The following is a 24,893-nucleotide window of genomic DNA, read 5'->3' as shown; positions in this document are numbered from 1 at the left end:
CAGCTCAACCCTTCTTCACCGCCGCGACGATCTTCTGCGCGGCGTCATCCAGATCGTCCGCGGGGATCACGTTGAGGCCGGAGTTCCGAATGATCTCCTTGCCCTCCTCGACGTTGGTGCCTTCCAGGCGCACGACGAGCGGCACTTCGAGGCCGACCGCCTTGACCGCCGCGATCACGCCGCGGGCGATGACGTCGCACTTCATGATCCCGCCGAAGATGTTGACGAGGATGCCCTTCACCTGCGGGTCGGCGGTGATGATCTTGAAGGCCGCCGTGACCTTCTCCTCGGAGGCGCCGCCGCCGACATCGAGGAAGTTCGCCGGCTCCTCGCCGTAGAGCTTGATGATGTCGAGCGTCGCCATGGCGAGCCCGGCGCCGTTGACCATGCAGCCGATGGTGCCGTCGAGCGCGATATAGGCGAGGTCGTACTTCGAGGCCTCGATCTCCTTGGCGTCCTCCTCGGTCTCGTCGCGCAAAGCGACGATCTCGGGGTGGCGGTAGAGGGCGTTCGAATCGAAGGAGATCTTGGCGTCGAGGCACTTGAGCCCGCCGTCGCCGGTGAGCACCAGCGGGTTGATCTCCAGCATGCTCATGTCCTTGGCCGTGAAGGCCGCGTAGAGCTTCTCGGTGAGCGCGCCCGCTTCCTTGGCCTGGGGACCGGAGAGGCCGAGCGCCTTGGCGACGGCACGGCCGTGATGGGGCATGATGCCGGTGGCCGGATCGACCGAGAAGGTGACGATCTTCTCAGGGCTGTCGTGGGCGACCTGCTCGATATCCATGCCGCCTTCCGTCGACACGACGAAGGCGACGCGGCCGGTCTCGCGATCGACCAGCATCGACAGGTAGAACTCGGCGGCGATCGAGGCGCCTTCCTCGATGTAGAGGCGGTTGACCTGCTTGCCGGCCTCGCCGGTCTGCACCGTCACGAGCGTCTGCCCGAGCATCTCGCGGGCGAACTGGACCACCTCGTCCTTCGACTTGGTGACGCGCACGCCGCCCTTGGCACCCGCGGGCGCGCCCTTGAAGGTGCCCTTGCCGCGCCCGCCGGCGTGGATCTGCGATTTCACCACCCAGACCGGGCCGCCGAGTTCGTCGGCCGCAGCGGCCGCCTCCTCCGGCTTGAAGATCGGCACGCCGCGGGAGACGGGCAGGCCGAATTCCTTCAGGACAGCCTTTGCCTGGTATTCGTGGATGTTCATCGAGACCTCGTCGAGCGGATAGGGCCTAGCCAATAGCGTAGAGTGGCAGTGGAGCGAAGGGCGCCGGGGCGGCCCGCTCGCCGTTCACTGCCCGCTCTTCACTCGTTTTCACACGAGCTTGTCGTTGATGCCCTGGCAGGCGGCGATCAGGCCCTTCACGGCTCCGACCGACTTCTCGAACATCGCCTTCTCGTCGTCGTTGAAGGTCACTTCGAGGACGCGCTCGACGCCGTTCTCGCCGATCACCACCGGCACGCCGACATAGAGGCCGTCCACGCCATACTCGCCCGAGAGGTAGGCGGCGCAGGGCAGCACCCGCTTCTTGTCCTTGAGGTAGCTCTCGGCCATGGCGATGGCGGAGGCGGCCGGCGCGTAGAAGGCCGAGCCGGTCTTCAGGAGGTTGACGATCTCGCCACCACCCTTGCGGGTGCGCTCGACCATGGCGTCGAGCTTCTCCTGGGTGGTCCAGCCGAGCTTGACCAGATCGGTCAGCGGCACGCCGGCCACCGTCGAGTAGCGGGTCAGCGGCACCATGTCGTCGCCGTGGCCGCCGAGCACGAAGGCGGTCACGTCCTCGACCGACACGCCGAACTCTTCGGCCAGGAAGTGGCGGAAGCGGGCGGAGTCGAGCACGCCGGCCATGCCGACGACCTTGTTAGCGGGCAGCCCCGAGAACTTCTGCAGCGCCCACACCATCGCGTCGAGCGGGTTGGTGATGCAGATCACGAAGGCGTTGGGCGCGTGCTCCTTGATGCCGGTGCCGACCGCCTCCATCACCTTCAGGTTGATGCCGATGAGGTCGTCCCGGCTCATGCCGGGCTTGCGCGGCACGCCCGCCGTCACGATCACAACGTCGGCCCCGGCGATCGCGGAATAGTCGCTGGCACCCGAATACTTGGCATCGAAGCCGTCGACGGGAGCGGATTCGGCGATGTCGAGCGCCTTGCCCTGCGGCACGCCGTCGACGATGTCGAACAGTACCACGTCACCGAGTTCCTTGAGCCCGACGAGATGGGCCAGCGTGCCGCCGATCTGTCCGGCGCCGATGAGCGCGATCTTGCTGCGTGCCATGGATGGTCTAGCCTCCGGTCGGAATTCGCGACGGTTCGGAAATGGGTGCAGCGATGTTGTAAATGGTGCGCTGCGGCTGAACCTTCGCCGATCAATTCTGATGGGGGCGGTGTTTGGCGGAAAAGCCACACAGCTTCAACCCGACGAAGGTCCGGAGGAGCGGGGCTGTAGCGAGGCTCAAAGACGTGCCGAACCCGGAGGATCTCAATAAAATTTCTTTGATTTCATAGACTTATGTCAGATCCTCATGCCGAAGTGCAGCCGGCAAGGTGTCGGTGACATGTTTTGCGGTCTGTCATTGAGCAGCATCCCGGCCGCGCCGCGATGCAGCACTGAAATCATATTCCGTATTCAGAAAGTCCCCGTCCGCAGCGCCCGTTGGATCGATTGGATGACCGCGCCGAGCCGGGCATCGAGCAGGTCGCGGGGCACATCCGCGTCGTGCTGGATCGCGACCGGATGGGTGAAGCGGTAGCTCGCGTCGAAGATGACGGCGATGGCCCGTTCGCGGTCGCGAGCGGCGAAGACGCCGGTGCCGATGCCCTCTTCCACCACGCGCTCGACGAGCGCGCGCAGCCGCACCCGGTGGCGGCGGGCAATCGGACGGGAGGCGACGGTGGCGTCGAGATGCACGGCGAACAGGTTCGGCTCTCGGGTCAGCATCTCGCTCTGTGCGCTGGCCAGTGCGCTGACGAAGCGCTCGATCTTGTCGTCGGCAGGATCGGGTGCGTCGGCGATGCCGGCGAGCTCCGTCTCCAGATCGCGCAGCCAGCGCCCGGCGACCGCATCGAGCAGGGCATCCTTCGAGGGGAAGTAGCGATAGACGTTGGCATGGGTCATGCCAGCTTCCGCCGCGACCGCCACCACGGTCACCCGTTTCGGACCGAGCCGGGTCAGGTGCTCCGTGGCGATGGCGAGCAACCGTGCGTCGGTCGAGACCGGTGTGGACCTGGCTCGGGCGGCCGGGCCGGTGAGGCGCGACGGTCGAGGGGGGCCGACACGGGGATCGGAGACTGGATCGTTCGCCTCGCTCTCGCCGAGGGTGACGGGAAGGGTGAAAGATCCATACGGCAACATCATTTTCCCGGCACAGAGACAATAAGCGTGGGGGCACTCGACCAAGCGAGCCTGATCGAGAGCGGTGCCGTCCCACGCGCTCGCGTACAAGCCTTCCCCTCCGCGCGGCACTTTGCAACCCCTCCAGGCCACGGTTTTTCTGCAGATCCCGCCTGGATTGCAGTCAAGGCGCGATCGTAGGGCTTTCGACTCGGCGTCGAGGGCGGTACCGGACGCTTCGCCGCGTCCGCAAAACCGTCTATGACCGCCCGATGACCGTCCCCCTGCCGCCGGCGCCGCCGCCAGGCGAACCGATCGAAGCACGCCTGCGCCGCGGCCTTGGAGCCCGGTCGATCGTGCTCGTCGGTCTGATGGGGGCGGGCAAGAGCACCGTCGGGCGCCGCCTCGCCGGCCGCCTCGGGCTGATGTTCAAGGACGCCGACCACGAGATCGAGGCGGCGGCCAAGCTCACCATCGCCGACATTTTCACGATCTACGGCGAGGCGAGCTTTCGCGAGGGCGAGGAGCGGGTCATCGCGCGTCTGCTGCGCGAGGGGCCGATGGTGCTGGCCACCGGCGGCGGCGCCTTCATGCGCGAAGCGACGCGGGCGCGGATCGCCGAGGGGGCCATCTCGGTCTGGCTCAAGGCCGACCTCGACGTGCTGATGCGTCGCGTGCGCAAACGCAACACGCGCCCCCTGCTCCAGACCGAGGATCCGGAGGCGACCATGCGCGCACTGATGGAGGTGCGCCATCCCGTCTATGCCCAAGCCGATGTCACGGTGCTGTCCCGCGAAGTGTCCCACGACCGCGTGGTGGAGGACGTGATGGAAGCTCTCGATATGCACATCAACCCGTCTCATACGACACAATCGCAACATTTGATATTCTCTATGCCTCAGCAACCCTCGCGTGTGAACGTTCCCCTGTCGGGTGGGCGCGAATACGACATTCGAATCGGCCGGGGCCTCATCGACGCGGTGGGCGCGGAGGCGCGGGATCTCGGCGCCCGGGCCGCCGGCATCGTCACCGACGAGACGGTCGCCGGCCTCTACGGCGAGCGCGTGCGGGCAAGCCTCGAGGCCGCCGGCTTGCGCTGCGGAATCATCGCCGTGCCGCCGGGCGAGGCTTCGAAGAGCTACGCGGAATTCGCCCGCGTCTGCGACGGGCTCCTGGCCCAGAAGATCGAGCGCGGCGACCTCGTCGTGGCGCTCGGCGGCGGGGTGGTCGGCGATCTCGCGGGTTTCGCGGCGGCCTCCCTGCGGCGCGGTGTCCGCTTCCTCCAGGTTCCGACGACCTTGCTTGCCCAGGTTGATTCCTCGGTCGGCGGAAAGACCGGGATCAACTCGCCGCTCGGCAAGAATCTGATCGGCGCCTTCCACCAGCCCCGCCTCGTGCTGGCCGACACCGCCGCCCTCGACACGCTCTCCGAGCGCGAGATGCGGGCGGGTTACGCCGAGGTCGCCAAGTACGGCCTGATCGGGGATGCGGGCTTCTTCGAGTGGTGCGAGGCGAACTGGGCCGGCATCTTCTCCGGCGGGCCGGAGCGCGACGAGGCGGTGGCCGCCTGCTGCCGCGCCAAGGCCGGCGTCGTCACCCGCGACGAGCGAGAGGACGGCGAGCGGGCGCTGCTCAATCTCGGCCACACCTTCGGCCACGCCCTGGAACGGCTGACCGGCTACGACGCGGCCCGCCTCGTCCACGGCGAGGGCGTCGCGATCGGTCTGGCGCTCGCCTTCCGCTTCTCGGCCCGGCTCGGCCTCTGCCCCGGCCAGGATGCGGGGCGCGTGGCCAACCACCTCGCGCTCGCCGGACTGCCGACCCGCCTGCAACAGGTGCCGGGCGGGGCCGGCGACCCGGATGCCCTCCTCGACGCCATGGCCCAGGACAAGAAGGTCCGCGACGGGCAGCTCACCTTCATCCTCGCCCACGGCATCGGCCAGAGCTTCATTGCGCCGGGAATCGACGCGGGCGAAGTGCGGGCCTTCCTGGAGGAGGAGCTGCGGGGCTGAGCGAGCCCGGCGGGGTGCAAGGACCACGGTGCAAGGGAGGGTGAGAGCGGGTGCAGTCGCGTTCCCGCCCGAATGCGCCTATATGAGAGCCGTTCCAGCTTTCTAAGGTCTTGAGCCATGGCGACGGCGTCGTTCGACTCCGCCCCGGGCGCATCGCGCGCCCTCCCCGCAATCGAGAAGGCCCCCGAGGTCACGGCCCTCTCGACCCTGCCCGGCCGCAAGGCCTCCCTCGTCGGCCTGACCCGCGAAGGCCTGAAGCAGGCGCTCATCGGCATCGGCGTGCCCGAGCGCGAGACGCGGATGCGGGTGAGCCAGGTCTGGCACTGGATCTACGTGCGCGGCGCGCGCGAATTTTCCGAGATGACCAATGTCGGCAAGGGGCTCAAGGCGCAGCTTGCGGACCACTTCACCCTGGAGCGTCCGGAGGTCATCACCGAGCAGGTCTCGCGCGACGGCACCCGCAAATGGCTCCTGCGCATGGCGCCCACCGGCGCGCACGACCACAACCGCGGCGCCGAGATCGAGTGCGTCTACATCCCCGGCGACGACCGCGGCACGCTCTGCGTCTCGTCCCAGGTGGGCTGCACCCTGACCTGCTCGTTCTGCCACACCGGCACGCAGCGCCTCGTGCGCAACCTCTCCACCGCGGAGATCGTCGCGCAGGTCGTCGTCGCCCGCGACGCGCTCGGCGACTTCACCGGCCAGATGCCGGGCAAGGATGGCGGCGAGCCCGGCCGGCTGGTCACCAACATCGTGTTCATGGGCATGGGCGAGCCGCTCTACAATCTCGACGCGGTGATCGATGCCATCGCGGTGATGTCGGACCAGGAAGGCCTCGCGCTCTCGCGGCGGCGCATCACGGTCTCGACCTCCGGCGTGGTGCCGCAGATCGAGCGGCTGGGGCTGGAAGCCAACGCCATGCTCGCGATCTCGCTGCACGCGGTGCGCGACGGCCTGCGCGACGAGCTGGTGCCCCTGAACCGCAAATACCCGATCGCGCAGTTGCTCGACGCCTGCCGGAACTATCCGGGGCTGAGCAACGCCCGGCGCATCACCTTCGAGTACGTGATGCTCAAGGGGGTCAACGATTCGGACGCCGACGCCCGCGCCCTGGTGCGGCTGCTCAAGGGCATCCCGGCCAAGATCAACCTGATCCCGTTCAACCCCTGGCCCGGTTCGAAATACGAGTGCTCGGATTGGGAGCGGATCGAACGCTTCTCCGAGATCGTCTTCACCGCCGGCTATGCCTCGCCGGTGCGCACCCCGCGCGGCCGCGATATCCTAGCGGCCTGCGGCCAGCTCAAGAGCGAGACGGAGAAGCTGCGCGCCCGCGCCCGGCTGATGCTCGAAGAGGGCATGGGCGCCGAGGCCGTCTACGCCGATCAGGTCGACTGATTCTTTTGTCCCCTCCCCGCTCGCGCGGGGAGGGGCTGTGATCGCTCAGGCCGCGATCGCCGCGGCCACCGGCTCGGCGGCGCGCACATCGGCATCGACGTGGCCCTCGAAGCGCTTGAAGTTCTCGCGGAACATCGTGACGAGGCGCGTGGCGGTGTCGGCAAACGCCGCCTTGTTGGTCCAGGTCTCGACCGGCGAGAGCACCTGCGTCTCGACGCCGGGCACCGCGACGGGCACCGCGAAGCCGAAATACGGGTCGCGCCGGAACTCGACCTGCGCCAGCGAGCCGTCGAGCGCCGCCGAGAGCAGCCGGCGGGTGACGCGGATCGGCATGCGCCGCCCGGTGCCGACCCCGCCCCCGGTCCAGCCGGTATTGACGAGCCAGCAATCGACGCCGTGCTCGGCCATCAATTCGCGCAGCAGATTGCCGTAGACGCTCGGGTGACGCGGCATGAACGGCGCGCCGAAGCAGGTCGAGAAGGTCGCCTCCGGTGCGGTCAGGCCGCGCTCGGTGCCCGCCACCTTGGCGGTGTAGCCCGAGAGGAAGTGGTACATCGCCTCCGCGCCCGTGAGCTTGGCGATCGGCGGCATCACGCCGAAGGCGTCGCAGGTCAGCATCACGATGTTCTTCGGATGCCCGGCCCGGCCGGTGGCGCTGGCATTGGCGATGAAGTCGAGCGGATAGGCGCAGCGGGTGTTCTCGGTCAGCGTCGCATCGTCGAAATCCGGCACGCGGGTGAGCGGATCGATGACGACGTTCTCCATCACCGTGCCGAAGCGCTCGGTGGTGGCGTAGATCTCCGGCTCGGCGTTGCGCGAGAGCCGGATGGTCTTGGCGTAGCAGCCGCCCTCGAAGTTGAAGATGCCGTCGCGGCTCCAGCCATGCTCGTCGTCGCCGATCAGTTTTCGCGACGAGTCGTTCGACAGGGTCGTCTTGCCCGTCCCCGACAGGCCGAAGAACAGGGCCGAATCGCCGGTCTCGTCGAGCGCGGCATTGGCCGAGCAGTGCATCGGCATCACGCCCGTGCCCGGCAGCACGTAGTTGAGATAGGTGAAGACCGACTTCTTCATCTCGCCGGCATAGGCCGAGCCGCCGATCAGCACGATCTTCTGGCTGAAATCGATGGCGATGACGGTCTTGGAGCGGCAGCCGTGCCGGGCCGGATCGGCCTGGAAGCTCGGCAGGTCGATGATCGTCAGTTCCGGCACATAGGCGGCGAGATCAGCGCGCTCAGGGCGGATCAGCAGGTTGCGGATGAACAGCGAGTGCCACGCGAGCTCGGTATAGACCCGCGCCCGCACCCGGTGGGCCGGATCGGCGCCGCCGAACAGATCCTGGGCGAACAGCTCCTTGCCGCGGGCATGCGCGCGAAAGTCGTCGAGCAGCGTCGCGAACTGGGCGGGCGTGATCGAGCCGTTGTTGTCCCACCAGATCTCGTTCTCGGTGCGCGCATCGCGCACCACGACCTTGTCCTTGGGCGAGCGGCCGGTGTGGCTGCCGGTGGTCGCCACCAGCGCGCCGCCACGGGCGAGTTGCGCCTCGTTCCGGCGCAGGGCCTCCTCGTAGAGGCGGGGCGCCTCCAGGTTCCAGTGGACGGCGGCGAGATCGGTCAGGCCGATTGCCTCCGGACCGTGGGCCGCGTTGAATTCACCAATGGTCTTCACGGAGTGTTCCTCCCTCACGGCCCCTGATCGCGCCGTCACGCCGGTCAATCCGGCTGTTTCGCGTTGTCGGTGGGGCGTCCGCACGGTCGCTCAGGGCCGCCGCACGCAGGTTCTCCGCCCCGTCTGTTCAATGGACCGGTCTCCGGCTTGGCCGTCAACTAATCCTTGGTATGGGCTCAAATAAAATTTGCACGCCGGCTCCCGATGCAACGGCCAAGCTGTCGGAATCCTGAACGGGCAAAATCCCGGCGGCAAAATCCCGGCTGAAGGCTTATGTGAGGGAAGGCGCCCGCCGCTCCTCCTCCGTCAAAGCCGTTTCGCACCCGCATGCCCCAAGCCGTCGCCGGCCCCGAGATCGAGCGCCTGATCCAGCTTCTCGGGCGCATGCCGGGGCTCGGGCCCCGCTCCGCCCGCCGGGCCGCGCTCCAGCTCATCAAGAAGCGCGAGACCCTGCTCGCGCCGCTGGCCGATGCGATGCGTGTCGCGGTCGAGCGTATCGTAGTGTGCCACTCCTGCGGCAACGTCGATACCAGCGACCCCTGCACGATCTGCCGGGACGAGACCCGCGACCCCACCACCCTCGTCGTGGTGGAGGACGTCTCCGACCTCTGGGCGCTGGAGCGGTCCGGCGCGGTCAAGGCGCGCTATCACGTGCTCGGCGGCGTGCTCTCGGCGCTCGACGGGGTGCGGCCCGAGCACCTCACCATCGCCCGTCTCGTGGAGCGGGCGGGCGAGCCGGGAGTGAAGGAGATCATCCTGGCGCTCAACGCCACCGTCGACGGCCAGACCACGGCTCACTACGTCACCGAGTCGATCAAGCATCTCGGGCTGACGGTCACCCGCCTCGCCCACGGCGTGCCGGTCGGCGGCGAGCTCGATTATCTCGACGAGGGCACCCTGACGGCGGCGATCCGCAGCCGCACGGCGTTCTGACCCGGCGGTCTGCGCAGGTGAAAACGAGGCTTTAATCTCTTGTTTTCGCATCATTTTTTCCAAAAGCCGGCAACCGCCTTTCGGGACGAGGCTCTAACTGCCCCTTAAGTCACGGCGGGATAAAAGCCCGGCATCGGCCGTCGCGTCGCGCGACGGTCTTGTCCATGAGTGCCTCACAGAACTCCCGATCTCTGACCGTTCTCTCGGGCGATGACGGTGCAGCGGGAGTTTCATGAGAGACACCAAGTCGGGTGATCCGTCATGCGAACGGCATCATTGCCAGCGGAGCAGAGCCGTCCCCGCCCGGCGACGCTCTACGAGCGGCTTGCGACACCCCTGGTGGTGCGCACCCTTCTCGCGGCTCTCGTGGTGGTGATCCTGGGCCGGACGGCGCGTTTCACCGGCCTTCTCGGCCCCGTGGATCTCTCGGATTTCGACATCCTCCACATCGCGGGCCGGATGGTGTGGCGGGGCGACATCGCGGATGCCTATCACCTTCCCGCCCTGTTGCGGGTCCAGCAGGAGCTCACGGGGCAGCAGGACTTCCTGCCCTGGGCCTATCCGCCGCCGTTCAACCTCGTGGTGGCGGCGCTCGCGACCCTGCCGGTCAGCCTCGCCTACCTGCTTTTCACCGGCACGACGCTCGCCGCGTTCCTGTTGGTGCTGCGCCGGATCGCCGGTCCGTTCTTCCCCGCCCTTCTGATCGCGCTGTTTCCGGTTCTCGTCATCACCGTGAGCTGCGGCCAGAACGGGTTCCTCACGGGCGCGCTGATCGGTCTGACCTGCCTCGGGCTGGTGCATGGGAGGGCGATGGCCGGCCTGCCGCTCGGCCTGATGGTGATCAAGCCGCATCTCGCCGTCGGCGTCGCGGTCTGCGCCCTGGCCATGCGGCGATGGGCGTGCCTGGCGGTGGCCGCGGTCACCGCGGGTCTCGCGGCGGCGCTTGCCACCCTCGTGCTCGGCCCCGCGATCTGGCCGGCCTTCCTGCGGGGCGCCGACGAGGCGTCGGCCAACCTGGCCGCGGGCCTCTATCCCCTGTTCCGGATGATCTCGGTCTACGCCTCGCTGCGCAGCCTCGATCTGCCGGCCGCGGTCGCCCTCGCGGTGCAGGCGGTGACGGCCGTCACAGCGCTCGGCTTCGTCCTGCTCGGGCTCCGGCGCGGCGTACCGCGGCGTCAGGTGATCGGCCTCGCCGTCGTGGCGGGCCTGCTCGTGAGCCCCTACGCCTACGATTACGATCTGTCGCTCTATGGCGTTGGTCTGGCCCTGCTGCTTCCGGATCTTCTCGATCGTGCGAGCCGCCTCGAGCAGGCTGCCCTGCTCGGTCTCGGCTGGGTGAGCGGCGGCTACGGCTTCGTCGCGGGGACGATCAACGAGCGCTTCGTCGCGGCCGGGGCGGAGCCCCCTGTGGCGCTGTCGCTGCCCGGTCCGTTTCTGCCGATCCTGCTCGCGTTGATGTGGCACGTCCTGCGGCGAGAGCGTGCTCCGGCCTCGGCCGCACGGGCCGGTTCGGTGCCGGCGTCCGCGGCGATGTGACGGAGATGCACCGGAGGGGTATTTGACCACCCCGGCGCTGCCGCCTATCTGCGGATGGTGAAACGCCTTTTCAGGCCCTTGCTCGCGCTCTCGCCCATCCCAGCCCGGAAACCATGACCGTCCGCCCCCTCGTGATCCTGCCCGACGCGCAGTTGCGCCTCACCTCCGAGCCGGTGGCGGCCGTCACCGACGAGATCCGGACGCTTGCCCGCGACATGATCGAGACGATGTACGACGCCCCCGGCGTCGGTCTCGCCGCGATCCAGATCGGGGTGGCCAAGCGGGTCGTCACCATCGATACCTCGAAGGACGAGAACGCCAAGAACCCGACCGTCTACCTCAACCCGGAGATCGTCTGGGTGTCCGAGGAGAAGCGGGTCTACGACGAGGGCTGCCTGTCGATCCCCGAATTCTACGGCGAGGTCGAGCGGCCGGACCGCGTCCGGGTGCGCTACATGAACCTCGACGGGCAGACCGTGGAGCAGGAGGCCGACGGCCTGCTCGCGACCTGCCTCCAGCACGAGATCGACCACCTCAACGGCGTCTTGTTCATCGATCACCTGTCGAAGCTGAAGCGTGACCGGGTGATGAAGAAGTTCACCAAGGCCGCCAAGCGCGACGCCGCCTGACGAAGGTCCGATGCGCATCGTCTTCATGGGAACGCCGGATTTCGCCGTTCCCACCCTGGATCGTCTCCACGCCGACGGGCACACGATCGCCGCCGTCTACACCCGCGCCCCGGCCAGAGCCGGCCGCGGCATGGCGCTCAAGCTCTCTCCGGTCCATGCCCGCGCCGAGGCTTTGGGCCTTCCCGTTCTGACGCCGACGACGCTGAAGAGCGAGGAGGCCGCCGAGACCTTCGCCGGGCATGAGGCGGATGTGGCGGTGGTCGTCGCCTACGGCATGCTGCTCCCGCAAAGGATTCTCGACCTTCCGCGCTTCGGCTGCCTCAACCTGCACGGCTCGCTGCTGCCGCGCTGGCGCGGGGCCGCGCCGATCCAGCGGGCGGTGATGGCGGGCGATGCCGAGAGCGGCGTCGGTGTGATGCGGATGGAGGCCGGGCTCGATACCGGGCCGGTGGCGATGGAAGCGCGCGTGCCGATCCCGGACGGCATGAATGCGGGCGAGCTGCACGATGCGCTGATGCCGCTCGGCGCCGACCTGATGGGGCGGGCGATCGCCGCTCTGGAGCGGGACGGCCTGACCTTCACGCCGCAGGCGGAGGAGGGTGTCGTCTACGCCCACAAGATCACCAACGAAGAGGCGCGGATCGATTGGTCGCGCCCGGCCGCCGAAGTCGCGCGCCACATCAACGGGCTGTCGCCTTTCCCCGGCGCCTATGTCGAGGCCGATCTCGGCAAGGGGGCAGACAAGGGGGCGGAGCGGGTGAAGGTGCTGCGGGCCGTCACCTCGGAAGGCTCCGGCGCGCCGGGCACGCTGCTCGATGCCGCCGGCACGGTAGCCTGCGGCACGGGCGCGGTGCGGCTCCTCGAACTGCGCCGGGCCGGCAAGGGCGGCACCGCCAGCGGGGAGGCGTTCTTGCGCGGCGCGCGGCTGGCGGCGGGGGCACGGCTCGGGTGAGCGCGCAAACCTGATGCCCCGCTACAAGCTCGTCATCGAGTACGACGGCGCGCCGTTCCGCGGCTGGCAGCGTCAGGCCGACGACCCGACCGTGCAGGCCGCCATCGAGACCGCCGTGACGCGCTTCTCCGGCGAGACGGTGCGGCTCACCTGCGCCGGCCGCACCGATGCGGGCGTGCACGCGATCCATCAGGTCGCCCATCTCGACCTTGCGAAGGATTGGCGCACCGACACCGTGCGCGACGCGCTGAACGCGCATCTGCGGCCGCAGCCGGTCTCCATCCTCTCTGCCGAGGTGGTGACAGATGAATTCGACGCGCGGCACTCGGCGATCCGGCGGCACTACCGCTACCGCATCCTCAACCGGCGCAGCCCCGCCGCGCTCACCCGCGCCCATGTCTGGCAGGTGCCCTGGCCGCTCGATGCCGGGCTGATGCATAGGGCGGCGCAACGGCTCCTCGGCCACCACGATTTCTCGGCGTTCCGCGCCGCCGAGTGCCAGGCAAAATCGCCGATGCGTACGCTGGAGCAGCTCGACGTGACGCGCGAGCGGATGGGCCTGTTCGAAGAGATCGTGATCGCGACCTCGGCGCGCTCCTTCCTGCACCATCAGGTGCGCGCCATGGCCGGCACGCTGATGCTCGCCGGCTGCAAACGCCTCTCCGCCGACGACGTGGCGGAAATCCTGGCGACGGGGGCCAAGCACCGCTGCGGGCCGCTGGCGCCGGCCTGCGGGCTGACGTTTGTGGGTGTCGATTACGACGAAAAGTAACGCTCCAACACCCGACCGTAGATCGCGGTGAGCCGGTCGAGATCCGCCACCGCCACCCGCTCGTCGGTCTCGTGCATGGTCCGCCCCACGAGGCCGAACTCGATCACCGGGCAGGCATCCTTGATGAAGCGGGCATCCGAGGTGCCCCCTGTGGTGGAGAGCGCCGGCCGCCGTCCGGTCTCGGCCTCGATCGCACCCGCCACCCGATCGACGAAGGCGTCGGGCTGCGTCAGGAAAGCGGGGGAGTTCGAGGGCTGAAGGTCGAGGCTGAAGCGCACCGCGTTGCCGGCTGCCGCCTCCAGCCGCCGACGGATCTCGGCGCCCAGCGTGTCCGCCGTCCAATCGTCGTTGAAGCGCACGTTGAACACGGCCTTGGCCGAGGCCGGGATCACGTTGGTGGCCGGGTTGCCAACATCGATCGTCGTGAATTCGAGGTTCGAGGCATCGAAATGCGCCGTGCCGCCGTCGAGGGGATCGGCGATCAGCGCGGAGGCGAGGCGCAGCAGGCCGGGAATCGGGTTCTCGGCCCGGTGCGGATACGCGACGTGGCCCTGGCGCCCGTGCACGGTGATACGCCCGGTCAGCGAGCCGCGCCGGCCGATCTTGATCATCTCGCCGAGGGTGTCGGGGTTGGTCGGCTCGCCGAGCAGGCAATGGGCGAAGCGCTCGCCCCTCGCCTTCGCCCAGTCGAGCAGCTTCACGGTGCCGTTGACCGCAGGCCCTTCCTCGTCGCCGGTGACGAGAAAGGCGATGGAGCCGCCGAAATCCGGCCCGTGCCGATCGAGGAAGGCGAGCGTTGCGGCGAGCATGCAGGCGATGCCGCCCTTCATGTCCACCGCGCCGCGCCCGTAAAGGAAGCCGTCGGCGACGTCGCCCGAGAACGGCCCGTGGGTCCAGGAGCCGATTTCGCCCGGCGGCACCACGTCGGTATGGCCGGCAAAGACGAGGACCGGCCCTGCGGTGCCGATGCGGGCGTAGAGGTTTTGGATGTCCGGCGTGCCGGACTCGGAAAAAACCGGGCGCTCGACGGAGAATCCCGCCTCCGCGAGGCGATCCGCCAGGAAGGACAGGGCACCGCCCTCCTCCGGGGTGACGGAGGGGCAGCGGATCAGCGCCTGGGCGAGGGCAAGGGGGGAATGGTCGGACAAGGGCGGTCCCGTGGCTCGCTTCTCCCATCCTCACCCTTATCCTGAGATGCCCGCGCCAGCGGGCCTTGATGGATCCTCCAGTTCCCGCGTGCGATCCCTGGACGATCCGTCGAGGCCTCCGCTCCGGCACCTCAGGATGAGGAATTCGGGTGGGAAAACAGTGACTCTTCGTTGGTGGGCCAGCCCTAGCACGCACCCGCCCTGCGCGCAGCAAGCCCCCGACCGCTTCCGCTCCCCGTCCAGGCGGCTTACATGGCCGGCATGGCTCTCAGCTCCGAAGAAGTCGAACGCTACGCCCGCCACCTCGTCCTGCGCGAGGTCGGCGGTCCGGGTCAGGCCCGGCTGAAGGCGGGGCGTGTGCTCGTCATCGGCGCGGGCGGGCTCGGCGCGCCGCTGATCCAGTATCTCGCCGCCGCCGGGATCGGCACGATCGGCATCGTCGATGACGATACCGTCTCGCTGTCGAACCTGCAGCGGCAGGTCATCCACGGCACCCCTGATATCGGCCGCCCGAAGGTCGAGAGCGCGGCGGAGAGCGTGGCGCGGCTCAATCCGCATGTGCGCGTCGAGACCCATGCCTGCCGCCTGACGCCCGAGAACGCCTCCGCCCTGCTCGCCGACTACGATCTCGTGGCCGACGGCTCCGATAATTTCGCCACCCGCTACGCCGTCTCGGATGCGTGCTTTGCCGGCAAAAAACCGCTGGTCACCGCGGCGCTCGGCGCCTTCGACGGCTCGCTCACCACGATCCGCGCGCACGAGACCGGGCCGACGGGCGAGCCGAACCCGACCTATCGCTGCCTGTTCCCGAGCCCGCCGCCGCCGGGCAGCGTTGCGCCCTGCACCGAAGCCGGCGTGCTCGGGGCGCTCGCCGGCGTGATGGGCTCGCTGATGGCGATGGAGGTGATCCGGGCGCTCGCCGGTTTCGGCGAGCCCCTGGTCGGGCGCCTGCTGATGGTGGACGCCCGCTCGATGCGCTTCGAGACGCTGGCCTATGCCTGGGACCCGGACAACCCGCTGAACGGGATCAGGACAGGCCCGGCAGCCGCACCGGCGGGGCACCCGCTTCAGCCGCGTTGAGGCAGCACTTCTTGTACTTCTTGCCCGAGCCGCAGGGGCAGGGATCGTTGCGGCCGACCTCCTTGAACGGGTTCTTGACCGGCTGGCCGTAGCTCTCCGCGGTCCAGCCGAGCGCCGCCACCGGATCGTCGAGATAGGTGTAGTGGCGGGCGTCGAAGGCGCTGAGGTCCGGCGGCTCGGCGCTCGCCTGCTTGAGCGACTTGCGGAACCACGACAGGTCGCTGAATTCGTCGGTGATGCGGCCATCGCGCCGGGCCGCCTCCACCCGCGGGGCGAGCGCGGTCAGCCCGAGATAGGCGATCGTCTCCTCCCAGGCGGTCCAGGCCGGTCCCTGCTCCACCGCCGCGCGCGCCTCGTCGAAGCGCAGCAGCAGGGTCTCCGCCTCGCCGAGTGGAATCCGGCCCTGTCGCGTCAGGAAGCCGAGGGCGCTGAAGGCGGAGCCGCGCACGAAATCGTCGGCGGTGCTGTCGAGGAGCAGTCGGGCGAGTGCGCCGGTATCGCCGTCGAAGGTCGAGGCGATCACCGGCGACAGGCCTTCGGTGATGCTGTCGCCGAGAAGCCCCTCCACCGCCTCCCCGTCCTGATGCAGCAGCCGCATCAGCAGCGGGAAGACCCGCGTGTCGCGCGCCGCGGCCAGGGCGTGCAGCCCCCAGAACAGGAGGTTGGTCTCCTCGTCCGCGATCGCCTCGGCATCCTCCGCCGCCCGCTCCAATAGGGCGAGCACCGGCTCGGCGACGGCCTCGGGGTTCCGGGCAGCCCGCTTCAGCGCCTCGGCCGGGAGATGGTTCTCCTGCGTGAGAACCGCGACGAGTTCCGCATCCATGGCCGTCTCCCTCCGTTGGACTCGATCAAGAGCGCAGGGTCGCGCCGGTCTTCTTGCCCACCTCGGCGACGATTTTGGCGCTCACCGCCTCGATCTCCGCATCGGTCAGCGTGCGCTCGGAGGGTTGCAGCCGCACCGCGACCGCGACCGACTTCGATCCGTCCGGAATGCCGGCGCCCTCGTAGAGGTCGAACACCTCGATCCCGGTGATCAGCTTGCGCTCGGCCCCCTGCGCCGCCTTCAGGATGTCGGCCGCGGGCACCTCGCGGGGGACGACGAAGGCGAAGTCGCGGGAGATCGCCTGAAGGTCGGGCAGCACCAGGGCGGGCTTGACCTTGGTCGGCCGGTGGCGGGGCAGCGGCAGGGAATCGAGGGTGATTTCGAACGCCACCAGCGTGCCCTTGAGGTCCATCGCCTTCAGGAGCCGCGGGTGCAGCTCACCGAAATGGCCGACCACGTTCTTCGGGCCGAATTGCAGCGTGCCGGAGCGTCCGGGATGCAGCCAGTCGGGCCCGCCGGCCACGACCTGGAGCCCGCCGGTCGGCACGCCGAGCGCCGCGAGCAGCGCCAGCGCGTCGGCCTTGGCCTCGAACGCATCGACCGTCTCCGCCGCGCCGCTCCAGTGGCGCCCGGAGCCGGCGTGACGCGCCGTGCCGCGGCGCAAGCCGGTGGCGCGCAGGCTCTGGCCCTCGGGCTCGTCGCTGGCGAAGCACTGGCCGACCTCGAACAGGGCGGTGTCGGGGAAGCCGCGGTCGGCGTTGCGCTGCGCGGCCCGCAACAGGCCGGGCACGAGGCTCGGGCGCATGTCGGAGAGGTCGGCGGCGATGGGGTTGGCGAGCGCCAGATCCGCTCCGCCGCCGCCGAACAGCCGGGCATCCTCATGCGCGACGAAGGAATAGGTCACCGCCTCCAGCATGCCGCGGCCCGCCAGCGCCCGCTTGGCGAGGCGGCCGCGCCGCTGCAGCACGGTCAGCATCGGCGCGGTCGCCACCGTCTCGATCCGCGGCAGCGGCTTCGGCTCGATCCGGTCGAGGCCGGCGATGCGCACGATCTCCTCGACGAGGTCGGCCTTGCCCTCCACGTCCGGCCGCCAGGACGGCGGCAGCACCTTCACCCGGTCGCCCGAGCCGGAGATGTGGAAGCCGAGCGATTCCAGCGTCACCTTCATCTCGGCCCGCGACAGCTCGATGCCGGCCAGCCGCCGCACCTCGGTCCAGGGGAAATCGATGACGCGGTCGAGATCCGGGATCTCGCCGGCGATGCGCGCCTCGCTCGGGCTGCCGCCGCACAGGTCGATCACGAGGCGGGTGGCGAGGTCGAGCCCCGGCAGGGCGAAGGCCGGATCGACGCCGCGCTCGAAGCGGTAGCGCGCATCGGTGATGATGCCGAGGCGCCGGCCGGTGCGGGCGATGTTGCGCGGGTCCCAGAGCGCCGACTCGATCAGCACGTCGGTGGTGTTCTCGTCGCAGCCCGAGGCCTCGCCCCCCATGATGCCGGCGATCGACTCGACGCCGTTGCCGTCGGCGATCACCACCGCATCGGAATCGAGCCGGTAGGTCTTGCCGTCGAGCGCGACGAGGCTCTCGCCCTCCTCGGCCCGGCGCACGGTGAGGCCGCCCGCGACCTTGCGCGCGTCGAAGACGTGCAGCGGCCGGCCGCGGTCGAATGTCATGTAGTTGGTGATGTCGACCAGCGCATTGATCGGGCGCAGGCCGATCGCCCGCAGGCGCTTCTGCATCCACTCGGGCGACGGACCGTTCTTCACGCCGCGCACGAGGCGGAGCGCGAAGAGCGGGCAGAGATTTTTGTCGTGCTCGTCGAATTGCAGCGTGACGGGGGTCGGGCAGGGCCCCTCGCCCCGCACCGGCGGCATCGGCTCGCGCTTGAGGGTGCCGAGGCCGGTGGCGGCGAGATCGCGGGCGATGCCGTGGATCGAGGTGCAGTCCGAGCGGTTCGGCGTCAGGTTGATCTCGATGACCGGATCGTCGAGCCCTGCCCAGAGAGCGTAGGGTGTGCCGACAGGCGCGTCGGCGGGCAGATCGAGGATGCCGTCATGGTCGTCGCCGAGGCCGAGTTCCGCGCCGGAGCAGAGCATGCCGCGGCTCTCGACCCCGCGGATCGTGCCGACCGAGAGGGTGATGGCCTTGCCCGGAACGTAGGTGCCCGGAGGCGCGAAGACCGAGAGCATGCCGGCGCGCGCATTCGGTGCCCCGCACACGACCTGAAGCGGCTGGCCGTCCCCGGCATCGACCTGACACACCCGCAGGCGGTCGGCATTCGGGTGCTGGTCGGCCGAGATCACCCGCGCGATCACGTAGGGGCGAAGCGCGGCGGCCTTGTCCTCGATGCCTTCGACCTCGAGGCCGATCCGCGTCAGCGTCTCGGCGATCGCGTCGAGCGAGGCCTCGGTGTCGAGGTGGTCCTTGAGCCAGGAGAGGGTGAATTTCATCTCAGAACATCCTCGCGGCCGCTGACGCGGACCGGGCCGGGATCGAAAGGCAGGGCGGCGGGGCTCAGGCGGTCAAGCCGCCGACTAGGCTCGGCACGTCGATCGGCCGGAAGCCGTAATGCTCCAGCCAGCGCACATCCGCCTCGAAGAAGGGGCGCAGGTCCGGCATGCCGTATTTGAGCATGGCGAGGCGGTCGATGCCCATGCCGAAGGCGAAGCCCTGGACCTGATCCGGGTCGAGGCCGCCGCTGCGCAGCACGTTGGGGTGCACCATGCCGCAGCCCAGAACCTCCAGCCAGTCGGTGCCCTCGCCGAAGCGCAGTTCCCCGCCCTTGCGCGAGCACTGGATATCGACCTCGGCCGACGGCTCGGTGAAGGGGAAGAACGAGGGACGGAAGCGCATCGTCACGTTCTCGACCTCGAAGAAGGCGCGGCAGAACGATTCGAGCACCCATTTCAGGTTGGCGATGTTGGCCGAGCGGTCGATGACGAGGCCCTCGACCTGATGGAACATCGGCGTGTGGGTCTGGTCGGAATCGTGCCGGTAGGTGCGGCCGGGCATGATCACGCGGATCGGCGGCTGCCCCGCGCGCATGGTGCGGACCTGAACCGGCGAGGTGTGGGTGCGCAGCAGCTTGCGCCGCCCGAGATGGTCGGGGGGAAGGAAGAACGTGTCGTGCATCTCCCGCGCCGGGTGGCCTTCGGGGAAGTTGAGCGCGGTGAAGTTCAGCTCGTCCGTCTCGATGTCGGGCCCCTCCGCCACGGAGAAGCCGAGATCGGCGAAGATCGCGGTGATCTCCTCGATCACTTGGCTGATCGGGTGGATGCGGCCGCGGATCTCCGGCGCCTCGCGAAGGGGCAGCGTCACGTCGATCCGCTCGGCGGCGAGCCGCGCATCGAGGGCGGCGTTCGCCAGAGCCTCGCGCTTCCGGGATATCGCGCCCTGCACCCGGTCGCGCAGGCCGTTGATGAGGGGGCCGCGCTCCTTGCGCTCCTCCGGCGTCATCGCGCCCAGCGTCTTCAGCAAGTCCGAGACGCTGCCCTTCTTGCCGAGTGCCGCGACGCGCAAGGCTTCGAGGCCGGCCTCGTCCCCGGCCTGCTCGATCTGCCCGAGAAGATCGCGTTCGAGAGCGTCGAGATCCATTACCGCTGTCCTTGGCCAGTCGTCCGGGGGCTGCCTTCGCGCGTCGTTGGCATTCCTGCAAGCACGCGAAGGGGGCGGACCGGGGCCGTCGGGCCCACACGCCCCGGCCGGAAATGAAGAAGGCGCGGCGCTTGCCGCGCCGCGCCTTGTCAGAGCTTCGAGCGTTCCGCCGTTCGGCGGAGCGATCAGGCGGCCTTCGGCAGGGCCGACTTCGCCTTCTCGACGACGGCGGCGAACGCGGCCGGCTCGTGGATGGCGAGTTCGGACAGCGCCTTGCGGTCCACCTCGATGCCGGACTGGGCCAGGGCATTGATGAAGCGGGAATAGGTCAGGCCGTGCTCGCGCACCGCCGCGTTGAGCCGCTGGATCCAGAGAGCGCGGAAGGTGCGCTTCTTGTTCTTGCGGTCGCGGTAGGCGTACTGCAGACCCTTCTCCACCGCCTGCTTGGCGATGCGGATCGTATTCTTGCGGCGGCCGTAATAGCCCTTGGCAGCCTTCAGAACCTTCTTGTGCTTTGCGTGACTGGTCACGCCACGCTTGACGCGGGCCATGGGAGATCTCCTGGAACGTTAAGACAAAACAGATCGCGAGGGGTGGAAGGACTTACCGCTGGTTCGGCAGGAAGTACTTCTTCACGTTGGCGGCATCGCCCTCGAACAGGGTCGTCGTGCCGCGCAGGTTGCGGATCTGCTTGTTGGTCCGCTTGATCATCCCGTGGCGCTTGCCGGCCTGGGCGTACATCACCTTGCCGGTGCCGGTGATCTTGAAGCGCTTCTTGGCGCCCGACTTCGTCTTCAGCTTGGGCATTTCGCTCTCCTGAACGCGACAGCGATCCGGCCGGCGGCCGGGACTTCGCGCTTGATGCTGCTGGAGCAACGGGAACCGCCACGGCAGCCCTAATCGGCCGGGCGGTTCGACGCGGGCGGCTTATGGCAGAAACATCCGCCGGTTTCAATCGACTCGGCCCGTGTCGATGGAGCCGTTGATGGAACGCCGCGTGCGGCTGCGCCCGAATCGCCCGCGTGCAGAGGCGCTCTCATTGCATCGCGGCCACCGTCAAGGCGTGAACGCGCCGGAGCCGAGACGACCGATCAACATATGTGGAAAACCGGTATTGCGTGGGGTTGCAAAGATCGCGGCTCGCCCCATTCGCGGGACGGAACCATAAACCTTGGCTGTCTGTTTCGTTCATGTCCCGCTCAGGCCGCGTCCGCCATTAGTCTCGCCAACATCCCTATTTCCTGTCACAGGAGACGTCTTCGTGCGCATTGCCCAGGTTGCCCCGCTCGCGGAAGCCGTGCCGCCGAAGTTCTATGGCGGCACCGAGCGTGTCGTATCGTGGATCACGGAAGAACTCGTTCGCCAGGGTCACGACGTGACCTTGTTCGCGAGCGGTGATTCCCAGACTTCGGCCAAGCTGGCCGCCTGCCATCCGGAGGGCCTGCGCCTTCTCGGCTACCGCGATCACACCGCGGGCCACCTCGCCATGCTGCATCACGTGCATCGCCGGGCGCACGAGTTCGATGTGATCCACTTCCACATCGACCTCTTGCAGTATCCGATGTTCGAGGATCTCTACCACAAGTGCCTGACGACCATGCACGGTCGCCTGGACGTGCCGGACTTCATGCCGGTCTACAACACCTTCACCGGCATGCCCCTGGTCTCGATCTCGGACAACCAGCGCGATCCGATGCCGGAAAGCTCCAACTGGCTGGCCACGATCCATCACGGCCTGCCGAAGCAGAACTGCCCCTACTATCCGGAGGCCAAAGGCGGATACCTCGCCTTCCTCGGCCGCATCTCGCCCGAGAAGCGCCCCGACCGCGCGATCGAGATGGCGATCCGTTCCGGCACGCCGCTGAAGATCGCCGCCAAGGTCGACAAGGCCGACCAGGAGTACTGGGACGAGAAGATCGAGCCGATGATCCATCACCCGCTGGTGGAGTATATCGGCGAGATCAACGAGGAGCAGAAGAAGGACTTCCTCGGCAACGCGCTCGCGCTCGCCTTCCCGATCGACTGGCCGGAGCCCTTCGGCCTCGTGATGATCGAGGCGATGTCGGCCGGCACCCCCGTGATCGCCTTCGGCAACGGTTCGGTACCGGAGGTCATCAAGGACGGTGTCAGCGGCTTCATCGTCAACTCGATGGACGAGGCGATCGAGGCGTGCCGCAAGGTCAAGGATCTGCCGCGTGCCGGCGTCCGCGCCCATTTCGAGGGCCGCTTCACCGCCGAGGTCATGGTCCGCAAGTACGTCTCGACCTACGAGCAGCTCCTGGCCGGCCAGGGAAACGTGATCAAGATGCCCGCCGCCGGCGCCTTCTCGCCCCAGTACGGTGAGCTGAACGGTTCGGCCCACGGCCCGATCCACGTCGCCGCGATGCCGGCCTAACCGATCGACGAAAACCGGCCCCGGCCCTCGCCGGGGCCGGCAGAGCGCCTAACTGAATGGGTCCGACAGGGCCGCCCGTCGCTGCGAGGCGATCGGCGGCCTTCGATTTGCGAGGGTCACCTCGCTCGCATCGGATCAACGGCAAAAAGGCGCTTCGCATGGCGGCACAGGACGACGCAGCCCATCTCCACGCCGACGGCTCCGAGGGACAGACGGCCTCGCGGTTCGGCTTCCTCGACGCTGACGAGAACCTGCCGCAATACCATATCGAGGCGCAGGCCTCCCTGGTGGACCGCCCCTTACGCGCCCTCAAATACGGCGAGGCCTTCGCCGTGCTCGACAGCTACGGCGACATCGGCTGGGTTCCGGGGCCGGAGGGCCTCTACTTCCAGGACACGCGCTACCTCTCGCGCCTCGCGCTGACGATCGAGGACGAGCGGCCGATGATGCTGTCCTCGGCGATCCAGGACGACAACGGGGCGCTCAGCGTCGATCTCACCACCCCCGATATCCGGCTCGACGCGGGCGACGAGACCGCGATTCCCCGCGAGTTGATCGCGATCGAGCGCACCAAGTTCCTGTTCAAGGGCGCCTGCTACGACCGCATCGGTCTGCGCAACTACGACACCCGCCGCCGCCGCCTGCGCATCGGCGTGACGTTCGACGCCGATTACCGCGATCTGTTCGAGGTGCGCGGTTCCGAACGGGCCAACCGCGGCAAGCGGACCGTCGAGCGCCGCAGCGAGACCGAGGTGCAGTTCCGTTACGCCGGCCTCGACGAGATGGTGCGCACCACCTCGCTGCATTTCGGGCCGAAGCCGCAGACGCTGGAGCCGGGCAAGGCCGAGTTCGTGGTCGAACTGGAGCCCGGGGCCAACACCTCGCTGTTCATCCGCGTGGTCTGCCAATCGCACCGCGCCTATACCAGCGCGCCGGGCCCCGAGCGGGCGGGTGAATCCGCCGCCGCAGCCCTGTCGCGGGCGGCGGGCAGCCTTGCCGAGCAGCCGGATCGTTCCTTGAGCGAGGGGCGTGTCTTCGCCCGCGCCTATCGCGACAACCGCCGCGACCAGCGCCAGATCACCGCCGGCATCACCACGATCATCTCCTCGAACGATCAGTTCAACGAAGGCCTCTGCCGGGCGACCGCCGACCTCTACATGCTGGCGACCCGCACGCAGGAGGGCATCTACCCCTTCGCCGGCATCCCCTGGTACTCCACCGTGTTCGGGCGCGACGGCATCATCACGGCGATGATGGCGCTCTGGATCGACCCGAATTTCGGCAAGGGCGTGCTGCGCTTCCTCGCGGCGACGCAAGCCAAGGCCGTCGATCCGGCCGCCGATGCCCAGCCCGGCAAGGTGCTCCACGAGACCCGCCGCGGCGAGATGGCGATGCTCGGCGAGGTGCCCTTCCGGCACTATTACGGCACCATCGACGGCACGCCGCTCTTCGTGATGCTGGCGGCCCAGTACCATGAGGTGACGGGCGACCTCGACACGATCCGCGCGATCTGGCCGCAGCTCAAGCTGGCGCTGGAATGGATCGACACATACGGCGACCGCGATGGCGACGGCTTCGTCGAATATGCCCGCGAGACCGAGCAGGGGCTGGCCAACCAGGGCTGGAAGGACAGCCACGATTCGATCTTCCACGCCGACGGCGCCATGGCCAAGGGGCCGATCGCGCTGTGCGAGGTTCAGGGCTACGTCTACGCGGCCAAGCGCGGCGCGGCGCGGCTCGCGAGCCTGCTCGGGGAGGACGACCTTTCGGTCCGGCTCTCGGCCGCCGCCAACACCCTTCGCGAGAACTTCGACAAGGCGTTCTGGTGCGAGGAGATCGGCACCTACGCGCTCGCCCTCGACGGCGCCAAGCGCCAATGCGCCGTGCGCTCGTCCAACACCGGCCACGCCCTGTTCACCGACATCGCCCTGCCGGAGCGGGCCGCGCACGTCGCGGCGCAGCTCCTGTCCAACGACGGGTTCAACGGCTGGGGCATCCGCACCATCGCCAAGGGCGAAGCGCGCTACAATCCGATGTCCTACCACAACGGCTCGATCTGGCCGCACGACAACGCGATCTGCGCCCTCGGGCTCGCCCGCTACGGCCTCAAGGAGGAGGCGGCGCGGGTGTTCGAGGGGATGTTCGACACGAGCCTGTACTACGACCAGAAGCGCCTTCCGGAGCTGTTCTGCGGTTTCATGCGGCGGCGCCAGCGCGGGCCCGTGAGCTACCCCGTGGCCTGCTCGCCGCAGGCCTGGGCAGCGGCAGCGCCCTTCGCCTTCCTGGCCGCCTGTCTCGGGCTCGAAATCGATTACGCCCGCAACCGCATCCGCTTCCGCAACCCGATCCTGCCGCGCTTCCTCGAAGCGGTGGAGCTGTTCAACCTCAAACTCGGCGACGCGCGGGCCGATATCCGCCTGCACCGCCACGGCGACGACGTGACGGTGTCGGTGACGCGGCGCATCGGCGACGTGCAGATCGCGATGCTGAAGTAGAGTATCGTCCCGAAAGGTGGTTGCCGACCTTCGGAAAAAAGATGATGCAAAAACAAGAGCCTCAAGCATCGTCATGGATCAGGTATCCATGACGATGCTTGAGCAGGCTGCTGCAGAAGTCGCGCGTTTGCGCTGCT

At 68.5% G+C, this 24,893-nt stretch carries 20 protein-coding genes; 10 read left to right on the top strand and 10 right to left on the bottom strand.

Annotated features, from left to right (window positions below):
- Positions 1-4: 4 nt before the first annotated feature.
- The 3 genes from sucC to Y590_RS07430 form a co-directional block, all read right to left on the bottom strand.
- Positions 5-1,201, bottom strand: coding sequence for an ADP-forming succinate--CoA ligase subunit beta (gene sucC / locus Y590_RS07440; protein ID WP_060769294.1), 1,197 nt, complete (start codon positions 1,199-1,201; stop codon positions 5-7).
- A gap of 108 nt (positions 1,202-1,309) precedes the next feature.
- A complete protein-coding gene (gene mdh / locus Y590_RS07435; protein ID WP_060769293.1) occupies positions 1,310-2,272 on the bottom strand; it encodes a malate dehydrogenase in 963 nt (320 codons plus the stop codon).
- Between the two features lie 351 nt (positions 2,273-2,623).
- Complete coding sequence (locus Y590_RS07430; protein WP_060772196.1) at positions 2,624-3,349, bottom strand: TetR family transcriptional regulator; 726 nt, start codon at positions 3,347-3,349, stop codon at positions 2,624-2,626.
- Positions 3,350-3,600: 251 nt separating this feature from the next.
- Here Y590_RS07430 and aroB point away from each other — a divergent pair, with 251 nt between their 5' ends.
- Positions 3,601-5,340 carry a 3-dehydroquinate synthase gene (aroB, locus tag Y590_RS25540; RefSeq protein ID WP_083530789.1) on the top strand — a complete coding sequence of 580 codons (1,740 nt, stop codon included), beginning with the start codon at positions 3,601-3,603 and terminating at the stop codon, positions 5,338-5,340.
- A gap of 117 nt (positions 5,341-5,457) precedes the next feature.
- Positions 5,458-6,735 carry a dual-specificity RNA methyltransferase RlmN gene (gene rlmN, locus Y590_RS07420; RefSeq protein ID WP_060769292.1) on the top strand — a complete coding sequence of 426 codons (1,278 nt, stop codon included), beginning with the start codon at positions 5,458-5,460 and terminating at the stop codon, positions 6,733-6,735.
- Positions 6,736-6,780: 45 nt separating this feature from the next.
- Here the strand turns inward: rlmN and Y590_RS07415 are convergent, their stop codons facing one another.
- Positions 6,781-8,400, bottom strand: a complete 1,620-nt coding sequence (locus tag Y590_RS07415; protein ID WP_060769291.1) for a phosphoenolpyruvate carboxykinase — start codon at positions 8,398-8,400, stop codon at positions 6,781-6,783.
- Positions 8,401-8,727: 327 nt separating this feature from the next.
- On the opposite strand from Y590_RS07415, the gene recR reads away from it, so the two are divergent.
- The 5 genes from recR to truA all read left to right on the top strand — a co-directional run bounded on the left by recR (position 8,728) and on the right by truA (position 13,222).
- Positions 8,728-9,333, top strand: coding sequence for a recombination mediator RecR (gene recR, locus Y590_RS07410; RefSeq protein WP_060769290.1), 606 nt, complete (start codon positions 8,728-8,730; stop codon positions 9,331-9,333).
- A gap of 261 nt (positions 9,334-9,594) precedes the next feature.
- Positions 9,595-10,869, top strand: coding sequence for a glycosyltransferase family 87 protein (locus Y590_RS07405; RefSeq protein WP_060769289.1), 1,275 nt, complete (start codon positions 9,595-9,597; stop codon positions 10,867-10,869).
- A gap of 113 nt (positions 10,870-10,982) precedes the next feature.
- Positions 10,983-11,498 (top strand): peptide deformylase, encoded by a 516-nt coding sequence (locus tag Y590_RS07400; RefSeq protein ID WP_056204483.1) that lies wholly within the window; start codon positions 10,983-10,985, stop codon positions 11,496-11,498.
- A gap of 10 nt (positions 11,499-11,508) precedes the next feature.
- Positions 11,509-12,450 (top strand): methionyl-tRNA formyltransferase, encoded by a 942-nt coding sequence (gene fmt / locus Y590_RS07395; RefSeq protein WP_060769288.1) that lies wholly within the window; start codon positions 11,509-11,511, stop codon positions 12,448-12,450.
- Positions 12,451-12,463: 13 nt separating this feature from the next.
- Positions 12,464-13,222 carry a tRNA pseudouridine(38-40) synthase TruA gene (gene truA / locus Y590_RS07390; protein ID WP_060769287.1) on the top strand — a complete coding sequence of 253 codons (759 nt, stop codon included), beginning with the start codon at positions 12,464-12,466 and terminating at the stop codon, positions 13,220-13,222.
- Here truA and dapE read toward each other — a convergent pair.
- Positions 13,207-14,370, bottom strand: coding sequence for a succinyl-diaminopimelate desuccinylase (gene dapE / locus Y590_RS07385; RefSeq protein WP_060769286.1), 1,164 nt, complete (start codon positions 14,368-14,370; stop codon positions 13,207-13,209). The genes truA and dapE overlap by 16 nt on opposite strands.
- A 261-nt stretch (positions 14,371-14,631) precedes the next feature.
- Here dapE and Y590_RS07380 point away from each other — a divergent pair, with 261 nt between their 5' ends.
- Entirely contained in the window at positions 14,632-15,450 is an 819-nt protein-coding gene (locus Y590_RS07380) for a HesA/MoeB/ThiF family protein (RefSeq protein WP_144439940.1), read from the top strand.
- Here the strand turns inward: Y590_RS07380 and Y590_RS07375 are convergent.
- The 5 genes from Y590_RS07375 to rpmI all read right to left on the bottom strand — a co-directional run bounded on the left by Y590_RS07375 (position 15,398) and on the right by rpmI (position 20,673).
- A complete protein-coding gene (locus Y590_RS07375; RefSeq protein WP_060769284.1) occupies positions 15,398-16,273 on the bottom strand; it encodes a DUF1186 domain-containing protein in 876 nt (291 codons plus the stop codon). The genes Y590_RS07380 and Y590_RS07375 overlap by 53 nt on opposite strands.
- 25 nt (positions 16,274-16,298) lie before the next feature.
- The gene (pheT, locus tag Y590_RS07370) at positions 16,299-18,722 is read right to left on the bottom strand and encodes a phenylalanine--tRNA ligase subunit beta (protein WP_060769283.1); all 2,424 of its coding nucleotides are present in this window, start codon (positions 18,720-18,722) and stop codon (positions 16,299-16,301) included.
- A gap of 64 nt (positions 18,723-18,786) precedes the next feature.
- Positions 18,787-19,866, bottom strand: coding sequence for a phenylalanine--tRNA ligase subunit alpha (gene pheS / locus Y590_RS07365; RefSeq protein WP_060769282.1), 1,080 nt, complete (start codon positions 19,864-19,866; stop codon positions 18,787-18,789).
- A gap of 185 nt (positions 19,867-20,051) precedes the next feature.
- Positions 20,052-20,417, bottom strand: coding sequence for a 50S ribosomal protein L20 (gene rplT, locus Y590_RS07360; protein WP_003602669.1), 366 nt, complete (start codon positions 20,415-20,417; stop codon positions 20,052-20,054).
- A gap of 52 nt (positions 20,418-20,469) precedes the next feature.
- On the bottom strand, positions 20,470-20,673 hold the full coding sequence (rpmI, locus tag Y590_RS07355; RefSeq protein WP_003602670.1) for a 50S ribosomal protein L35: 204 nt from the start codon (positions 20,671-20,673) through the stop codon (positions 20,470-20,472).
- Between the two features lie 454 nt (positions 20,674-21,127).
- On the opposite strand from rpmI, the gene Y590_RS07350 reads away from it, so the two are divergent.
- Positions 21,128-22,261 carry a glycosyltransferase family 4 protein gene (locus tag Y590_RS07350; RefSeq protein WP_060769281.1) on the top strand — a complete coding sequence of 378 codons (1,134 nt, stop codon included), beginning with the start codon at positions 21,128-21,130 and terminating at the stop codon, positions 22,259-22,261.
- A gap of 158 nt (positions 22,262-22,419) precedes the next feature.
- A complete protein-coding gene (locus Y590_RS07345; RefSeq protein WP_060769280.1) occupies positions 22,420-24,756 on the top strand; it encodes an amylo-alpha-1,6-glucosidase in 2,337 nt (778 codons plus the stop codon).
- Positions 24,757-24,893 lie beyond the last annotated feature (137 nt).

The sequence above is a fragment of the Methylobacterium sp. AMS5 genome (genome assembly GCF_001542815.1).
Lineage (GTDB): Bacteria > Pseudomonadota > Alphaproteobacteria > Rhizobiales > Beijerinckiaceae > Methylobacterium.
This window is presented reverse-complemented; position numbering and strand designations above follow the sequence as displayed.

Coding starts and splice junctions, on each gene's coding strand:
- sucC (WP_060769294.1), bottom strand. CDS start 1,201: ATGAACATCCACGAATACCAGGCAAAGGCTGTCCTGAAGGAATTCGGC.
- mdh (WP_060769293.1), bottom strand. CDS start 2,272: ATGGCACGCAGCAAGATCGCGCTCATCGGCGCCGGACAGATCGGCGGC.
- Y590_RS07430 (WP_060772196.1), bottom strand. CDS start 3,349: ATGTTGCCGTATGGATCTTTCACCCTTCCCGTCACCCTCGGCGAGAGC.
- aroB (WP_083530789.1), top strand. CDS start 3,601: ATGACCGTCCCCCTGCCGCCGGCGCCGCCGCCAGGCGAACCGATCGAA.
- rlmN (WP_060769292.1), top strand. CDS start 5,458: ATGGCGACGGCGTCGTTCGACTCCGCCCCGGGCGCATCGCGCGCCCTC.
- recR (WP_060769290.1), top strand. CDS start 8,728: ATGCCCCAAGCCGTCGCCGGCCCCGAGATCGAGCGCCTGATCCAGCTT.
- Y590_RS07405 (WP_060769289.1), top strand. CDS start 9,595: ATGCGAACGGCATCATTGCCAGCGGAGCAGAGCCGTCCCCGCCCGGCG.
- Y590_RS07400 (WP_056204483.1), top strand. CDS start 10,983: ATGACCGTCCGCCCCCTCGTGATCCTGCCCGACGCGCAGTTGCGCCTC.
- fmt (WP_060769288.1), top strand. CDS start 11,509: ATGCGCATCGTCTTCATGGGAACGCCGGATTTCGCCGTTCCCACCCTG.
- truA (WP_060769287.1), top strand. CDS start 12,464: ATGCCCCGCTACAAGCTCGTCATCGAGTACGACGGCGCGCCGTTCCGC.
- Y590_RS07380 (WP_144439940.1), top strand. CDS start 14,632: ATGGCTCTCAGCTCCGAAGAAGTCGAACGCTACGCCCGCCACCTCGTC.
- Y590_RS07375 (WP_060769284.1), bottom strand. CDS start 16,273: ATGGATGCGGAACTCGTCGCGGTTCTCACGCAGGAGAACCATCTCCCG.
- pheT (WP_060769283.1), bottom strand. CDS start 18,722: ATGAAATTCACCCTCTCCTGGCTCAAGGACCACCTCGACACCGAGGCC.
- pheS (WP_060769282.1), bottom strand. CDS start 19,866: ATGGATCTCGACGCTCTCGAACGCGATCTTCTCGGGCAGATCGAGCAG.
- rplT (WP_003602669.1), bottom strand. CDS start 20,417: ATGGCCCGCGTCAAGCGTGGCGTGACCAGTCACGCAAAGCACAAGAAG.
- rpmI (WP_003602670.1), bottom strand. CDS start 20,673: ATGCCCAAGCTGAAGACGAAGTCGGGCGCCAAGAAGCGCTTCAAGATC.
- Y590_RS07345 (WP_060769280.1), top strand. CDS start 22,420: ATGGCGGCACAGGACGACGCAGCCCATCTCCACGCCGACGGCTCCGAG.